Below are 16,622 nucleotides of genomic sequence, written 5' to 3' on the forward strand. Positions count from 1 at the left end.
AACACCGCGGTGTTTGCCGGAATCTGACGGGACATTCCGGTAAAAGTGTCCCGTCAGATTGGGAGAAGTTTTCCGGATTTGTGCGTATCGTTTCAGAAAAACGTGGGCCGCGTGGCGGAAGAGGCATTTTTATTCTGAAAGCATTCGGGACGGATACAGTTTTGAAAAGACAAAAAGACAACAGAATGTCCGATTATGTTGTTTTGTTTCCTGTTTTAAGGCTTATTTTTCGGTCTTATTGTTGGCGATAGGGGTGAATCTGTTTCTATCTGACAATATTCGGGGCGATTTCCTTGCGATTTTTCCGGATTCCCCGTCCCTTGGCCGGAAATGAGCGATTCTCGTGCGTCCGGTTTGTCATTATGTCAAAATGATAAAAACGAAAAATGTGTGCGGACAATGTGATTCCCGATAAAAATCCTTATCTTTACAGCCTGAATTTTTCTATGCAGTAACGAAAGAAAAAGACCGATGACCATTACAATCAAGAAAGTAACGACAAAGAAAGAGCTCAAGAAATTTATCCGTTTCAATTACGAGCTTTATAAAAACAATCCTTATTCGGTTCCTGATTTGCTGGATGACATGCTGAACACGTTCTCTCCGCAGAAGAACGCAGCGTTCGAATTTTGTGAGGCTGACTATTTTCTGGCTTACCGCGGCGGTGAGATTGTTGGCAGGGTAGCTGCCATCATCAATCATCGGGCCAATGAAACCTGGAACAAGAAAGAGGTCCGTTTCGGCTGGATTGACTTCATCGACGAAGAAGAGGTGTCGGCGGCTCTGCTCAAGACCGTTGAAGAATGGGGGAAGGCCCGCGGCATGGAAGCGATGGTGGGTCCGCTCGGATTTACCGACATGGATGCCGAAGGAATGCTGGTGGAAGGATTCGACCAGCTCAGCACGATGTCTACCATCTATAACTATTCTTATTATCCGGAGCATATGGAGCAGCTGGGCTTCCAGAAGGAAATCGACTGGGTGGAGTATAAGCTCACCGTTCCCGACAAGCTGCCTGAAAAGTTTGTCCGCATCTCAGAACTTATTCTTCAGAAATACAAGCTCAGGATCAAAAAGCTCAAGCGGGGCGAGATCAAGAAGTATAACTACGGCCAGCGCATCTTCGATCTGATAAACGAGGCGTATGCTCCGTTGTACGGATATTCGAAGATGACTCAGGGGCAGATCAACCAATATATAAAGATGTATCTTCCGCTCATCGACCTCCGCATGGTGTCGCTGGTAGAAAACGAAGAAGGCGAGCTGGTGGCCGTGGGCATTTCGATGCCTTCGCTTTCGGAAGCTTTGCAGAAGGCGAAAGGCAAGATGCTTCCTTTCGGATGGTATTATCTGCTGAAGGCATTGTTCGTAAAACGTCCGAAGATTCTCGATCTGCTGCTGGTGGGAGTGAAGCCCGAATACCAGAGCAAGGGCGTGAACGCGCTTCTGTTTTATGACCTGGTGCCCGTTTACCAGCAGATGGGATTTGTGTATGGCGAAAGCAATCCCGAACTGGAGCTGAACAAGAAAGTGCAGTCGCAGTGGAGCGCTTTCGAATCGGTTCAGCACAAACGCCGCAGAGCTTACAAGAAAGTATTTTGAATGTCCCTCCGGCCTTTTCCGAAGAAAGGGCCGGCGAGGCTAAATGTATAAGTTATGGAAGACAATCGTATTCAGCAGAAAAATCCGGTTTCATATACAGAGGAAAACATCCGCCATCTGAGCGATATGGAGCATGTGCGCACCCGTCCGGGCATGTATATCGGTCGGCTGGGCGACGGTTCGCAGGCGGAAGACGGCATTTATGTTCTCCTCAAGGAAGTGATAGACAACAGTATCGACGAATTCAAGATGGGTGCGGGAAAACGTATCGACATCACGATGGAGGACAACCTCCGGGTTTCGGTGCGCGACTACGGGCGGGGCATTCCGCTGGGAAGTCTGGTAGATGCCGTTTCCATGCTGAACACGGGAGGAAAATATGATACGAAGGCTTTCAAGAAAAGCGTCGGGCTGAACGGAGTGGGAGCGAAGGCGGTGAATGCGTTGAGCTCCCGGTTTGTGGCGCGGAGCGTGCGCGACGGACAGATGCGTGAAGCCGTGTTCGAACGCGGCGATCTGGTGAGCGACACGTCGGGACCCACGGATGAAGAGAACGGAACCTATATCTTTTTCGAGCCGGACAATACGCTTTTCACGGGCTATCATTTCCGCATCGAATACATCGAAACGATGCTCCGCAACTATACTTATCTGAATACGGGGCTTTCCATCTATTATAACGGCCACCGCATCGTGAGCCGGAACGGTTTGGAGGATCTGCTCAACGACAACATGACGGCTCCGGGACTTTATCCGATCATTCATCTGGTGGGTGAAGACATTGAGATAGCCTTTACCCACAGCTCGCAGTATGGAGAAGAATACTATTCGTTTGTCAACGGGCAGCATACAACGCAGGGAGGAACGCACCAAAGTGCCTTCAAGGAACACATCGCCCGCACCATCAAGGAGTTTTACGGGAAAAGCCTGGAGTATCAGGACATACGCAACGGACTGGTGGCGGCCATTGCCGTCAATGTGATTGAGCCGACGTTTGAGAGTCAGACAAAAATCAAGTTAGGCTCGCTGGTGATGGCTCCCGAAAAAGACTCCGAGGGAAATCCTTATCCGTTGTCCGGAGTGAGCGTCAACAAGTTTGTGGGGGATTTCGTGAAGGAAAATGTAGACAATTACCTCCATAAGCATCCCGATGTGGCAGAGGTGATGCTTAAAAAGATACAAGAGTCGGAAAAGGAACGCAAGGCGATTGCCGGAGTCACCAAGATTGCCCGCGAACGTGCGAAGAAGGCAAATCTTCACAACCGCAAGCTGCGCGACTGCCGTGTGCATCTGAACGACCTGAAGGGGCCGAAGGACGGGGAAGACGACCCTCGCCTGGAAAGCTCTATCTTTATAACCGAGGGGGATTCGGCAAGCGGCTCCATCACCAAAAGCCGTGACGTGAATACGCAGGCCGTGTTCAGCTTGCGGGGAAAACCGCTGAATTCTTTCGGCCTTACAAAGAAGGTGGTTTACGAGAACGAGGAATTCAATCTGCTTCAGGCAGCCTTGAACATCGAGGACGGCCTTGACGGACTTCGGTATAATAAGGTGATAGTGGCTACCGATGCGGATGTCGACGGCATGCATATCCGCCTGCTGATGATCACTTTCTTTCTGCAGTTCTTTCCGGATCTGATAAAGAAAGGGCATGTGTATATCTTGCAGACTCCTTTGTTCCGTGTGCGAAACAGAAAGAAAGGGGTATACGAAACCATCTACTGCTATTCGGAAGAAGACAGGCTGGCGGCTATTGAGAAGCTCAGTCCGAACCCGGAAATCACCAGGTTCAAGGGATTGGGCGAAATATCTCCGGACGAGTTCCGTAATTTCATAGGAAAAGACATGCGTCTGGAGCAGGTTACGCTCCGAAAGACGGATGCGGTGAAGGAAATGCTGGAGTTCTATATGGGAAAGAATACGATGGAGCGTCAGAATTTCATTATCAACAACCTGGTGATAGAAGAAGACTTGATTAGTTAACAGCTGGAAACAGGCGGCTGGTGATTTGCAGTGAAGATTCCGGTTATCAGCTGCCAAGTGTCAATTATCAATTATTTAGAGGTGAAAAGGGCAATATTCCCGGGCACGTTCGACCCGTTTACAATCGGACATTATTCGGTGGTGCGCCGTGCGCTCACTTTCATGGATGAGATAATAATCGGTATCGGGATAAACGAGAGCAAACGCACTTGGTTCCCTACCGAGAAGCGTGTGGAAATGATCCAGAAACTTTATGCGGACGAACCCCGTATCAAGGTGGAGGCTTATGACGGGCTTACGGTCGACTTTGCCCAATCGCGCGGGGCGCAGTTTATCATTCGCGGAATCCGGACGGTCCGTGACTTTGAATACGAGGAAACCATAGCGGACATCAACCGCAAACTGGCCGGTGTAGAAACGATTCTGCTGTTTACCGAGCCGGAACTGACTTCGGTCAGCTCGACGATTGTACGCGAACTGCTTCAGTTTGGCAAGGATGTTAGCGACTTCCTGCCGGAAGGTATGGATATTGATTGACATTCTGACCCGATAGAGAAGAAGAACTCCGGTTTATGTAATGAAAAACAGTCTTTAATATAGAATATAGAGATGAAAAGGAATATCATGCTGGCAGCATTCTGCTGCCTTTTTTGGGGAGGGGTGTTCGCTCAAAACAGCAAGTTCAATTCTCCGTCGCGCAAGCTTCAGTTGGCTGAGTTTGCCATCGCAAATCTGTATGTGGACAATGTAGATGAAAACAAGCTGGTGGAAACGGCTATTGTCAAAATGCTGGAGGAACTGGATCCGCATTCCACTTACTCGGATCCCGAAGAAGTGAAACGTCTGAACGAGCCTCTGCAAGGCAATTTCGATGGGATAGGCATTCAGTTCAATATGGTGACAGATACCTTGTTTGTTATCCAGCCCGTGTCGGGAGGTCCGTCGGAGAAGGTCGGAATACTGGCTGGCGACCGGATTGTGGAGGTGAATGATACCGTGATAGCTGGAGTGAAAATGAATACGGATGAGGTGATGCGGCGCTTGCGGGGACCTAAAGGGTCGAAAGTGAATGTAAAAGTGCTTCGTGGAGGTGTAAAGGAACTTCTGTCGTTTACTATCAGGCGAGATAAGATTCCGGTGTATAGTTTGGACGCTTCTTATATGGTGGACGGACATATCGGCTATATCCGTGTAAACCGGTTTGCGGCTACGACGGGAAAAGAATTTGCCGATGCGCTGCATAACTTGCAGAAACAGGGCATGAAGGACTTGATTCTTGACTTGCAGGGAAACGGAGGCGGCTACCTGAATGCGGCTATCGACCTTTGTGACCAGGTGCTCGGATCCAAGGAGCTGATCGTTTATACGGAAGGACGCCGCAATCCGCGTACGGAGTTTAAGGCGAAAGGGGACGGGGATTTTCAGAACGGACGGCTCGTTGTGCTGGTGGATGAATTTTCAGCTTCTGCAAGCGAGATTGTGACGGGTGCCATCCAGGACTGGGACCGTGGAATTGTGGTAGGACGGCGTACTTTCGGGAAGGGGCTGGTTCAGCGTCCCATTGATCTGCCCGACGGTTCGATGATCCGACTTACCGTGGCGCGTTATTATACGCCTTCGGGCCGTTGCATCCAGAAGCCCTATGAGAGTGTGGAACAATACAACCGTGATCTGATCGAACGCTATAACCGGGGTGAGATGATGAGCGCCGACAGTATTCATTTTCCGGACTCATTGAAAGCCAAAACGTTGAAGCTCGGGCGTACGGTGTATGGCGGAGGCGGCATCATGCCTGACTATTTCGTGCCCATCGATACGGCGATGTATACCGATTATTATATGAATCTGCGTGACAAAGGTGCCATTGTCCAGTTCAACATCAAGATGATTGACCGCCATCGGCAGGAATGGCTGAAGAAATACAAGACGTTCAGCCGTTTTAACCGTGACTTTGAGGTGGATGACGCGATGCTGAAGGAGCTTGTGGCGTTGGGCGAAACGATGAAGATACCTTATAATGAAACGCAATACCAGACAGCGCTTCCGCTTATCAAGACGCAGGTGAAAGCGTTGATAGCTCGTGACATGTGGGATATGAGCGAGTATTTTCAAGTGATCAATACGCTCAGCGACAGCATGAAGAAGGCGGTTGAACTGCTCTCGGAGCCGGGAATGAATTTTCCGAGGCACAAGTGAATTGTCTGCAAATAACCGAAAAACTGATTATGAAAACAAAAAGATTGCCATCAAGTGTATTTTTCGTCCTGCTGGCCCTTTTCTATTTTGCGGGCGACGGAAACGCACAAGTCCGCTTCTCAACGGCAGGGTTTCATGTCCTTTCAGATTCCCCGCGCCAGGTCTTCGACATGAATCCCGGATGGAGATTCTGCAAAGGCAGAGCGGAAGGGGCAGAGCGGGTGGATTTCAACGATTCGGAATGGCAGGTCGTATCATTGCCGAACGGACTGGAAACATTGCCTTTGGAAGCCAGCGGGAGCATCAATTACCGTGGTGAGGCATGGTATAGAAAACATTTTACGCTTCCTTCCGGCCTGCAAGGCGAACGGTGTGTCCTCTATTTTGAAGGGATTATGGGGAAGAGTAAGATCTGGGTGAACGGAACTCTTGTCGGAGAACATTTTGGAGGCTATTTGCCTGTAAGCCTGGATATCACAGAACAATGCCGTTTCGGGGAAAAGAATCTTGTATCTGTCTGGGCTGACAATTCGGATGATCCGAACTATCCTCCTGGAAAACCGCAGACAATGCTGGACTTCTGCTATTTCGGAGGAATTTATCGTGATTGCTGGCTATATACTACCTCGGAAACTTACATTACAGATGCCAACATGCGCAATGCAAATAAGACAGGCAATGGGGGCGTTGCTGTATATTATGAGCATGTGAGCGACAAATCGGCGGATGTTTGCATACAGGTGAATCTGCAGAATGATGCCGTTTCGCCGGTCAGGGGTGAGGTGGAGTTCGTTTTGCGTAATGATTCCGGTGAAGAGGTGGCGAAATCCCGTGAGAACTGCAGGCTGAAGGGAAATACGACGCTGAAGAAGCGGATGACCTTGAGCAGTCCTGTGCTGTGGTCGCCGGATACTCCTTATCTATATACGCTGGAAGTGAGGGTGAAGGACGGAAAAGGAAATATGCTTGACGGATATGGAATCCGGACGGGTATCCGGACTATCGGATTTGATCCCAAACGGGGACTGATCCTGAACGGGAAGGTTTTCTCAAGAAAGCTTATCGGCGCTAACCGCCATCAGGACTATGCGCTGATAGGGAACGCACTTTCAAACTCGTTGCACTGGCGTGACGCGAAAAAGCTGAAGGATGCGGGCATGGATATCATACGGAATGCGCATTATCCGCAAGATCCCGCATTTATGGAGGCCTGTGACGCCTTGGGCCTTTTCGTCATTGTAAACACTCCGGGCTGGCAGTTCTGGAGCGACGAACCGGTATTCAGAGAACGTATTTATTCTGATATCAGGAATATGGTGCGCCGTGACCGGAATCACCCTTGTGTCATTATGTGGGAGCCTATCCTGAACGAAACCAACTATCCGGATTATTTTGCGAAGGAAGTGCACGGCATTGTGAAGGAAGAGGCTCTTCCGGGAAACAATTATACCGCGGCCGATCTTCGGGCTACGGGTTCACGGTATTTTGATATAAGCTTCACCGCTCCTCTGTCGGAAACAGATCCCGGTTACGATGAGAATAAAATTTATTTTACTCGTGAGTGGGGAGATAATGTGGATGACTGGAATGCGCACAATTCTCCCAGCCGGGTGGCCCGGCAATGGGGAGAGCACGCACAGCTGATTCAGGCAAGAGATTATGGCAAATCTCCTGTGGGATGGGCAAGCATAGATGTGTTGTATGAAACGAAGCCCAACCATCTCGGAGGATGCCTTTGGCATTCGTTCGACCATCAGCGCGGCTATCATCCGGATCCTTTCTACGGAGGAATCATGGATGCTTTCCGTCGTCCGAAATATTCATATTATATGTTCCAGGCCAAAAGCCATCAAACCCGTCCCATGGTATATGTTGCGAACCTTATGACTCCTTTTTCGCCTGAGGACGTAACGGTGTACAGCAATTGTGATGAAGTAAGGCTGACTACCCAAACCGGGGAAAAGCAGCGCGTATACAGAGTGCCTCAGGAATTGGGCAACAAACCTTTTCCTATTGTCAGGTTTGAAAAGGCTTTTGACTTTATGGTTGACAAGAAATTTGCACGGGGAGGCAAGCATTCTGAATCTTATTTGTTGGCTGAAGGTCTGATTGACGGGAAAGTAGTGGCTTCGCACAAAGTTTGTCCGGCTCGTCAAAGCGCCGAAATCCGTTTGTCTGCTGATACGGAGAATATGCAGCCGGTGGCCAATGGCGGGGATTTGGTGACTGTTGTAGCGCAGGTGACCGACCGTAACGGTGTGGTCAAGCGTCTGAACAACACTTCCATCGTGTTTGAGATAGAAGGAGAGGGGCGGTTGATTGGCGCAGATAAGGCAGTGCCCGTGCTTTGGGGAGAAGCCTGCGTGTTGGTTCAAACCACTTCCAAGGCTGGAAAGGTCAGAATCAAGGCACGGATGGAGTATGCTGGTGAGGTCAAGCCGTCGGCCGGCGAACTGGAGTTTGCCACCTTGCCTTCGCCAGTGCCCCAGCTCTTCGATGCAGATGAAGAAAAGCAGACCACGGTTGCTCTCCCGACACAAGGAAGCGGCGCATTGAGCGAAGAGCAGAAACGGGAGCTGATGAAAGCAAGCAAGATTGTAGAGGCTCAGCAGGAGCAGTTTGGAGAGAAAGACGGAAAGCGGTAGAATCTGACAGGTCGGCTGGAGGATTCTGTGCGGTGCAGACGGAGAACTTGTGCGGCAAAAATCTTCCTTTTCTCCGCACAAGTTTGGAAATATGCCAAAGTATTTGGTCAGATTAAAGAATTATTTCCTTAATCTTTTGTGTTATCTCGATAAAACTTCTAATTTTGCAACGTATTACGAATCATCGAGTAGGATATTTTAGTTCTAACAATTAAATAATTTAAATTCAATCATTTATGTGGTTAAGTAATTCATCTATTGGAAGGAAAGTGGTGATGAGCGTAACTGGTATCGCCCTTGTCCTGTTTCTTACATTTCACATGTTGATGAACCTGGTCGCATTATTTTCGGCGGAGGGTTATAACACGGTGTGTGAATTTTTGGGAACTAACTGGTATGCCCTTATCGGTACACTGGCATTAGCTGCTCTGTTTGTAATTCACATTATCTATGCCTTCTGGCTGACAATGTTGAACCGTGCGGCTCGTGGCAGCGAGCGCTATGCTGTTAGCGTGAAGCCTAAAACAGTGGAATGGGCATCTCAGAACATGCTGGCTTTGGGCGTTATCGTGATTTTGGGCTTGGCATTGCATTTGTTCAACTTCTGGTACAACATGATGTTCGCCGAACTGATCGGAAATCCCATGATGGGCGGTTTGAGCGCAACAGATGGTTACGGCTACATTATGGAAACGTTCTCAAATCCTGTATTCTTTGTGCTGTACATTGTTTGGCTGTGCGCCTTGTGGTTCCATCTGACTCATGGATTCTGGAGCTCAATGCAGACTTTGGGTTGGAACAACACGACCTGGATCAGTCGTTGGAAATGCATTTCTAACATCTATTCTACTATCATCGTGCTGGGATTCATGCTGGTAGCAGTTGTATTTTTCGTGAAGAATTTATAATACGTTGACAAAACAGGTTCAATGCCTTATCAACTAAAAAAGAAAACAATTATGACTAAGATACTTGATTCTAAAATACCTGAAGGTCCGATAGCTGAAAAATGGACCAACTATAAAGCTCATCAGAAACTGGTGAACCCGGCCAACAAACGCCGTCTGGATATCATTGTTGTAGGAACAGGTCTGGCAGGTGCTTCTGCCGCTGCTTCTTTGGGCGAAATGGGATTCCGCGTGTTTAATTTCTGCATTCAGGATTCTCCGCGCCGTGCGCACTCTATTGCAGCTCAGGGAGGTATCAATGCAGCTAAGAACTATCAGAACGACGGTGACTCGGTATATCGTCTGTTCTATGATACAGTGAAAGGCGGTGACTACCGTGCCCGTGAAGCTAACGTTTACCGTCTGGCTGAAGTTTCAAACAATATCATCGACCAGTGTGTTGCACAGGGTGTTCCTTTTGCCCGTGAATACGGAGGCTTGCTGGCTAACCGTTCGTTCGGTGGCGCACAGGTTTCACGTACATTCTATGCGAAGGGTCAGACTGGCCAGCAGCTCTTGCTGGGCGCATATTCTGCATTGAGCCGCCAGGTAGGTGCCGGAACTGTAAAGCTGTATACCCGTTATGAAATGGAAGACGTTGTCATCATCGACGGCCGTGCGCGCGGTATCATCGCCAAGAATCTTGTAACAGGTGAACTGGAACGCTTTGCCGCTCATGCCGTTGTAATCGCAACAGGCGGTTATGGAAATGCTTACTTCTTGTCTACCAACGCGATGGCATGTAACTGCTCTGCAGCAATGGCTTGTTATCGTAAGGGTGCGTTCTTCGCAAACCCGGCTTACGTTCAGATTCATCCGACTTGTATCCCGGTACACGGCGACAAGCAGTCTAAGCTGACTTTGATGTCTGAATCTTTGCGTAACGACGGCCGTATCTGGGTTCCGAAGAAGCTGGAAGACGCGAAGGCATTGCAGGCTGGCACCAAGAAAGGAAGTGACATTCCCGAAGAAGACCGCGACTATTACCTGGAACGCCGTTATCCGGCATTCGGTAACCTGGTTCCGCGTGACGTGGCTTCGCGTGCAGCAAAAGAACGCTGCGACCATGGTTTCGGCGTGAACAACACCGGTCTTGCTGTCTTCCTTGATTTCTCTGAAAGTATCGAACGTCTGGGCCTTGATGTTGTCCGCCAGCGTTACGGCAACCTCTTTGATATGTATGAAGAGATCACAGACGTAAATCCGGGTGAACTGGCCAATGAAATCAACGGCGCAAAATACTATAATCCGATGATGATTTATCCGGCTATCCACTACACAATGGGCGGTATCTGGGTTGACTATGAATTGCAGACAACCATTAAGGGATTGTTTGCTATCGGCGAATGTAATTTCTCTGACCACGGCGCTAACCGTCTGGGAGCTTCTGCTTTGATGCAGGGACTGGCTGACGGATACTTCGTATTGCCTTATACTATCCAGAACTATCTGGCAGATCAGATTACAGTTCCTCGCTTCTCTACGGACCTTCCGGAATTTGAAGAAGCAGAAAAGGCTGTTCAGGCTAAGATCGATCACCTGATGGGCATTCAGGGCAAGCGTTCGGTTGACTCTATCCACAAGGAACTCGGACACATCATGTGGGAATATGTCGGCATGGGACGTACAGAGGCAGGCTTGAAGACAGCATTGGCCAAACTGAAAGAAATCCGCAAGGAATTTGAAACAAATCTGTTCATCCCGGGCAAGAAAGAAGGCATGAACGTTGAGCTGGATAAGGCTATCCGTCTGAATGACTTTATCACAATGGGCGAACTGATTGCTTATGATGCATTGAACCGTAACGAATCATGTGGCGGCCACTTCCGTGAAGAATACCAGACAGAAGAAGGCGAGGCAAAACGTGATGACGAACACTACTTCTATGTGTCTTGCTGGGAATATCAAGGCTCAGACGATAAGGCTCCGGTTCTCTACAAAGAGCCGCTGGTTTACGAAGCAATCAAAGTTCAGACTCGTAACTATAAGAGCTGATCAGTGAAGTTAAACAATTAAAAGCATCTAAGTAAAATGGATAAAAATATATCATTTACGCTGAAAATTTGGCGTCAGAACGGACCGAAGGAACAAGGTCATTTCGATACATTCCAGATGAAAGATATCCCGGGTGATACCTCATTCCTGGAGATGTTGGATATCTTGAATGAGCAGCTGATTGAAGAAGGAAAAGAACCGGTTGTATTTGATCATGACTGCCGTGAAGGTATCTGCGGTATGTGCTCTTTGTATATCAACGGACATCCGCATGGACCGGCTACAGGTGCAACGACTTGTCAGTTGTATATGCGCCGTTTCCATGACGGTGATGTGATTACTGTAGAACCGTGGCGTTCTGCCGGTTTCCCGGTTATTAAGGACTTGATGGTAGACCGTTCGGCCTATGACAAGATCATGCAGGCTGGAGGTTATATCAGCGTGCGTACAGGTGCTCCTCAGGATGCGAATGCTATCCTGATTCCGAAGGACGTTGCTGATGAGGCTATGGATGCCGCTACTTGTATTGGTTGCGGTGCTTGTGTAGCAGCCTGCAAGAATGGTTCGGCTATGCTGTTTGTTTCTGCAAAAGTGAGCCAGCTGAATCTGCTTCCGCAAGGCAAGCCTGAGGCACTCCGCCGTGCAAAAGCCATGATTGCCAAAATGGATGAACTGGGATTCGGTAACTGCACGAACACCCGTGCGTGTGAAGCAGAATGTCCGAAGAACGTTTCAATCAGCAATATTGCCCGTTTGAACCGCGACTTTATCAAGGCCAAATTGAAAGATTGATTTAGTCTGTAGCTTTTATTTGATAAATAATTTGCCGTCTTATGGAAGCAGCTTCTGTCTGTTCCATAAGACGGTTTTTTGTGGTGGATCTGGCTGTATATGGCACAGTATGTTTCTTTCCGGTTTCGCTTGTCAGTCTGTCTTAAGTGTGAAATAAGACTAAAACATGGGCGGGAAAGGTAGACGGTGTTGCTTTTTTTAGATAGTATTCTTATATTTGTGTCGTGATTTTTTTCATAGTATTAGATTTAAGGTTAACAAGGGAGGGAGAAGGCGTTCTCCCTTTTTTATTTTCAGCCTTACAGTCCAAGCTCACTGTGTATTTGCTCGTAGGTAGCGTCCTTCAATATCACATTCTTATTTCCGTCCAGCAGGTAAAGGGAAGGCATGGACTTTATATTGTAGAGTGCGCGCATTCTGATGATTTCCTTGTCGGTGCCTATAATCCAGTTTGCCGGCATGTCTTTCAGCGAATTGCGCCAGGCCTCCATGTTTTCTTCAGTGTAGACAGCCAGTATGGAAAGTTTGTTTGCGTCGACAGCTCTTTTCAATGACTCGTCATTGATCATTTCCTGCAGGAGATGGTGGCAGGTGGGGCATTCGGGGTCATAGAAGACGAGCAAAAGCCGGTTGTTGTGCACTTGCGTATTCTTGAGCGTGTTTGTCTTTCCTGAAGGCAGATAGTAAGTGAAATCGGAAGCCTGTTTCCCTGGCTGGTTTCTGCTTATCAGATCCAGTCTGAACTTGAAGTTTTCTCTTACGGCTTCATCCGTTTCATACTTCCCGATCATCTGTTTCAGGTAAGCAGCATACAGTCGTTCGTTGTAGAACGGCGAGTTAGGATCGGACAGATAATCGTCAAACAGTTTCATGAATACTTGCCTTGCGTGCGGATGCGGGTACATGAGCCTGCATAGATTCCCGATGCTGGGTTCTGCTTCATCCGGATTCGTCTGCGTATCGGCAAGCAGGGCGATGTGGTCGACAAACCCTTGTTCGGTGACATTGCTGTTATTGACCAGGGCTGTATCTGCAAAGTTGAATTCATCCCAGTAATGCGCAAGAAGAAACGTCTTTCTCGATTTCGGATCCTTCAGCGATTCGGGAATCTTGGGGTAAGGGAACTGCGGTTCCTGCTGCACGGACTTTTCCGTTTGCAGGCTTTGCTGTGCTGCGTTTCCGATTTTTTGCCTGTTACTGTTCTTGCATGAAAGCGTAGAGATTGAAAATGTTGCAAGAAAGAGGCAATACATATATTTTTTCATGTTGCTGTATGCTGTTTTCATAAAATAGAAATGTTTGATATTGCTTTCGGGAGATTATAGAAGGCGGTATACTCCACCGGCCAATGCCTTTATAACCCCTTTCATTTCGAGTTCGAAAAGAATGCCTGCCATCCGGTTGATAGCGATGTTGCATTCCACCACCAGCGTGTTTATCTGTTTTCCTTCCGGCTGTTTCTTGAGCAGGTTTACAATCCGTTCTTCTTCTTCAGACAAGTCCGGGAAAAGCTGGCGCTGGATGGCCCTGGGCACCTTGTTTTCTACGTCCCAGCACATCGCTTTGACGAAATCTTCCGCATTTTGCACGAGCGTCGCCTTGTTTTGTCTGATCAGTTCGTTGCACCCTGCGGAGTATTCATCGTTGATTCTGCCCGGGAAGGCAAAGCAGTCGCGCTGATAGCTGTCTGCAATTTCTGCCGTGATGAGCGACCCTCCTTTTACGGCTGATTCGATGACGATTGTTGCATCGCTGATGCCGGCCACAATGCGGTTTCGCTTGACAAAATTCTGTTTGTCGGGATTTGTTCCGCTGGGGAATTCGGTGAGCAGTCCGCCGCACGAAAGCATTTCGGCAGCCGTATGTTTATGGACGGCCGGGTAAATCCGGTCAAGCCCGTGAGCCAGCACTCCCACGGTGGGAATGCCGTGATTGAGGGCCGCCCGGTGAGCATGGATATCGATGCCATAAGCAAGTCCACTTACCACCAGCACGTCCGGGAGCATTTCTTTCAGGTCGTGCAGAAAAGTTCTGCAAATCTCTTTCCCGTAATCGGTTGCATTCCGTGTGCCGACAACGCTGACGATGTGCAGACTGTTCAGGTCGGCGTTTCCTTTATAAAACAGAGCCAGAGGCGCATCGTCGCATTCTCTCAGGCGTGAAGGATATGCTTCGTCAGACGGTATCAGGCAGCGGATTCCGTTTTTCTCGGCAAACTGCAATTCCGCTTCACAGATGCGCAGAATGTCTGGCTTTCCCAAAGCCCCGGCAAGCTTCGGCGAAAGTCCGGGAATCTCCTCGGCCAGTTCTTTGGCGTGGAGTATGATTTCAGCGGCGCTTCCCGCCGTTTTCAGCAGATTGTGGGCACCGGCCAGTCCCAGCCCCGGCGTGCGGGTAAGCGCCAGCGTATATAGGCGTTCTTCGTCTTTCATTCGTTCAGGTAGGGGGCCAGAGTTTGATTCAACAGTTCGCTCTCTCCCAAACGTCCGTTGACGAGGCATACGGTTTCTACGCTTGACTTGACGACAGCCTTCATGTCCGGAAGCCGGAAGATGTCCTGGTAAAACACATATTTGATGCCTTCCTTTTTGATGTACAGTTTGGAAACAAATTCGTCCTGGCTGGTGAGCGGAGTCTTGAATGCCATGTTCAGCCGGGCGACAACAGGGTCTATTCCTTTCCGGTGCAGTTCGGCGAAGCTGATTCCCGTGGAAGACAGAAATTCATGGCGGGTATGTTCGATATAATGCTGGTAATTTGCGTTGTTAACAATGCCTTGCAGGTCGCATTCGTAATCGCGGACCTTCATCTTCAGTTCAAAAATGTATTTCTCCATAAATTCTATGTTTTTGTACAAAAGTAATGATTTTGTCGGAAGTAATGCGGGGTTCCTTGTGCGGATTCGGGAAAGGCCATCAAATTTCCGTCAAACCTTGGGCAGAGGGCATGCATCCGTTTGCTTTCCTTGTCCGGTTGAAACTGGCCGATCTGGCGGCAGGTTTTATAGTCCAGCATTTGGTCCGTACAGTCCAGCGGCTGGACTATACGGACCACATATGTGGACCGTACGGTTCACGGGCTGGACCATAGAATTTGTTCCGATGTCTGGCAGACTTTCTACTGCCCGCCGCATTGAGGCTTTTTGAGATATTCATATCCTATCCGGCAATAAAGGCATTTCTTTATGTCGCAGTAGTTCTTTTTCAGCTGGATCAGCGCCTGACTGTCACCTGCGTGTGCAGCTTCGAGCCCGCATTCTTTCCAGATGCGTACGATGAAATTGTTTTCCGGCCTCATTTCTTCCAGCAGGCCGTTGGCCCGTTGTATCAGTATATTGTCGGTCTTGTATTTGCCGTAGGCATATAAAAAAGGGATGACCGTGTTTATCACCAGCAGGTCGATAGTCTGGTTGCTCAGTGTTTTCGGGTGCGGCGGTGAAGCTTCACCGAACACATAATGCGTCAGCCAATACTCCGATGTGCCGCATCGCAGAATGTCGCGCAGACTTTTCAGGCTTTGCGCCTCCATCAGGGCAGACAACAGCCCCTGCGAGCGGTAGTAGAATGAGGCAAGTTGGGCGATTCGTACATGCGGAAAATTGTCCGGACGCATCCTCAGCAGCTTCCAGCGGCTGTTTGCCGAAGGCCTCAGTCCGAATTTGTGGCTCAGATAGGTATATTCCTTCATGAGCCTGTCCGTGTACTCGTCGGCCGGCACTTCCTGGAGCAGCCCCGCCTGTCCGAAGAAGAAGGCTTCTATCTGAAACAGGCTGTCGCGGTGTTTGTTTACCGCCTGCAGGGGGATGGTTTCGGCCCAGAACTCAAAGGCGTCGCTGTTTGTTCCGAATCCGAAGTTGCGAGCCAGGATGATGAAGAATACATGTTCCCAGTCTTTCCGGTGGCGTCCGAGGAGCTGCATGATTTTATCGGTCTTCTGCTCGAAGCGTTCGGTTTGCAGCCTCGAAAGCCAGCTGTGCAGGAGGAGTTTAGGCAACGCCGGTATCAGCCGGTAGCAGGCCGGATAGCGGTCGGCCTCGATGAGCTGCCGGTAGTTGTCCGACAGGTATCCGGGGCAGTGCAGTTCCAGTTGCGGAATCGTTTCACCGTCTGACCGGCGTACGCTTGCATCGATTTCTGAGGCTACATGCAGAATGACCGAATCGTAGTTGCTGTCAAGATGGTGTCCGTGCCGCTCCCATTCGGACGATTGCTGATGGATTTCGATGTTTCCCACCCAGACTACGCCTCCGATTTTGATTTTGGCATTGAAAAAGTCCGGTCCAGCATTGTAGTTTGCCTGACCCGGATCGATGATTTCGATGCTTTCCCCTTCGGCTGTAAGCAGCGGTTTCAGCGGAAAAAGCTTGTGTTTCCATACATAGTGTAGAAGTTGTTCCATGTTAACGAGGTGTAAATGTTCGGTAAATGTAATGATTAATAGCGAAAAACGCTATCTTTGCGGA

12 protein-coding genes are annotated in these 16,622 nt (G+C 49.0%); 8 read left to right on the forward strand and 4 right to left on the reverse strand.

All coding sequences use genetic code 11. The features are described 5' to 3' along the window. Nucleotides 1-471: 471 nt before the first annotated feature. From NW212_RS03725 to NW212_RS03760, 8 genes are all read left to right on the forward strand, one after another. On the forward strand, nt 472-1,602 hold the full coding sequence (locus NW212_RS03725) for an N-acetyltransferase (protein ID WP_258337296.1): 1,131 nt from the start codon (nt 472-474) through the stop codon (nt 1,600-1,602). A 54-nt stretch (nt 1,603-1,656) separates the two neighbouring features. After that, the gene (locus NW212_RS03730) at nt 1,657-3,585 is read left to right on the forward strand and encodes a DNA topoisomerase IV subunit B (RefSeq protein WP_258337297.1); all 1,929 of its coding nucleotides are present in this window, start codon (nt 1,657-1,659) and stop codon (nt 3,583-3,585) included. 81 nt (nt 3,586-3,666) lie between these two features. After that, nucleotides 3,667-4,122 carry a pantetheine-phosphate adenylyltransferase gene (gene coaD / locus NW212_RS03735; RefSeq protein ID WP_258337298.1) on the forward strand — a complete coding sequence of 152 codons (456 nt, stop codon included), beginning with the start codon at nt 3,667-3,669 and terminating at the stop codon, nt 4,120-4,122. A 72-nt stretch (nt 4,123-4,194) separates the two neighbouring features. Then, nucleotides 4,195-5,781, forward strand: coding sequence for a S41 family peptidase (locus tag NW212_RS03740; RefSeq protein WP_375337942.1), 1,587 nt, complete (start codon nt 4,195-4,197; stop codon nt 5,779-5,781). 29 nt (nt 5,782-5,810) lie between these two features. Then, complete coding sequence (locus NW212_RS03745; protein ID WP_258337299.1) at nt 5,811-8,426, forward strand: glycoside hydrolase family 2 protein; 2,616 nt, start codon at nt 5,811-5,813, stop codon at nt 8,424-8,426. A gap of 236 nt (nt 8,427-8,662) precedes the next feature. Then, nucleotides 8,663-9,334, forward strand: a complete 672-nt coding sequence (locus tag NW212_RS03750) for a succinate dehydrogenase/fumarate reductase cytochrome b subunit (RefSeq protein ID WP_258337300.1) — start codon at nt 8,663-8,665, stop codon at nt 9,332-9,334. Nucleotides 9,335-9,385: 51 nt separating this feature from the next. After that, nucleotides 9,386-11,368, forward strand: coding sequence for a fumarate reductase/succinate dehydrogenase flavoprotein subunit (locus NW212_RS03755; protein WP_258337301.1), 1,983 nt, complete (start codon nt 9,386-9,388; stop codon nt 11,366-11,368). A gap of 36 nt (nt 11,369-11,404) precedes the next feature. Then, complete coding sequence (locus NW212_RS03760) at nt 11,405-12,160, forward strand: succinate dehydrogenase/fumarate reductase iron-sulfur subunit (protein WP_258337302.1); 756 nt, start codon at nt 11,405-11,407, stop codon at nt 12,158-12,160. Nucleotides 12,161-12,459: 299 nt separating this feature from the next. On the opposite strand, the gene NW212_RS03765 is transcribed toward NW212_RS03760, so the two are convergent. The 4 genes from NW212_RS03765 to NW212_RS03780 all read right to left on the reverse strand — a co-directional run bounded on the left by NW212_RS03765 (nt 12,460) and on the right by NW212_RS03780 (nt 16,558). Next, the gene (locus tag NW212_RS03765; RefSeq protein WP_258337303.1) at nt 12,460-13,446 is read right to left on the reverse strand and encodes a DUF5106 domain-containing protein; all 987 of its coding nucleotides are present in this window, start codon (nt 13,444-13,446) and stop codon (nt 12,460-12,462) included. Nucleotides 13,447-13,479: 33 nt separating this feature from the next. Next, entirely contained in the window at nt 13,480-14,592 is a 1,113-nt protein-coding gene (gene dprA / locus NW212_RS03770; protein ID WP_258337304.1) for a DNA-processing protein DprA, read from the reverse strand. Next, the gene (locus NW212_RS03775) at nt 14,589-14,996 is read right to left on the reverse strand and encodes a thioesterase family protein (RefSeq protein WP_258337305.1); all 408 of its coding nucleotides are present in this window, start codon (nt 14,994-14,996) and stop codon (nt 14,589-14,591) included. Before NW212_RS03775 ends, dprA begins: the two co-directional genes overlap by 4 nt. Before the next feature lie 281 nt (nt 14,997-15,277). Further along, nucleotides 15,278-16,558 carry a DUF2851 family protein gene (locus tag NW212_RS03780; RefSeq protein WP_258337306.1) on the reverse strand — a complete coding sequence of 427 codons (1,281 nt, stop codon included), beginning with the start codon at nt 16,556-16,558 and terminating at the stop codon, nt 15,278-15,280. Nucleotides 16,559-16,622 lie beyond the last annotated feature (64 nt).

The sequence above is a fragment of the Bacteroides sp. ET225 genome, assembly GCF_024733745.1.
Taxonomy (GTDB): Bacteria; Bacteroidota; Bacteroidia; order Bacteroidales; family Bacteroidaceae; genus Phocaeicola; species Phocaeicola excrementipullorum.

Coding starts and splice junctions, on each gene's coding strand:
- NW212_RS03745 (WP_258337299.1), top strand. CDS start 5,811: ATGAAAACAAAAAGATTGCCATCAAGTGTATTTTTCGTCCTGCTGGCC.
- NW212_RS03760 (WP_258337302.1), top strand. CDS start 11,405: ATGGATAAAAATATATCATTTACGCTGAAAATTTGGCGTCAGAACGGA.
- dprA (WP_258337304.1), bottom strand. CDS start 14,592: ATGAAAGACGAAGAACGCCTATATACGCTGGCGCTTACCCGCACGCCG.
- NW212_RS03725 (WP_258337296.1), top strand. CDS start 472: ATGACCATTACAATCAAGAAAGTAACGACAAAGAAAGAGCTCAAGAAA.
- NW212_RS03765 (WP_258337303.1), bottom strand. CDS start 13,446: ATGAAAACAGCATACAGCAACATGAAAAAATATATGTATTGCCTCTTT.
- NW212_RS03730 (WP_258337297.1), top strand. CDS start 1,657: ATGGAAGACAATCGTATTCAGCAGAAAAATCCGGTTTCATATACAGAG.
- NW212_RS03775 (WP_258337305.1), bottom strand. CDS start 14,996: ATGGAGAAATACATTTTTGAACTGAAGATGAAGGTCCGCGATTACGAA.
- NW212_RS03780 (WP_258337306.1), bottom strand. CDS start 16,558: ATGGAACAACTTCTACACTATGTATGGAAACACAAGCTTTTTCCGCTG.
- NW212_RS03755 (WP_258337301.1), top strand. CDS start 9,386: ATGACTAAGATACTTGATTCTAAAATACCTGAAGGTCCGATAGCTGAA.
- NW212_RS03750 (WP_258337300.1), top strand. CDS start 8,663: ATGTGGTTAAGTAATTCATCTATTGGAAGGAAAGTGGTGATGAGCGTA.
- NW212_RS03740 (WP_375337942.1), top strand. CDS start 4,195: ATGAAAAGGAATATCATGCTGGCAGCATTCTGCTGCCTTTTTTGGGGA.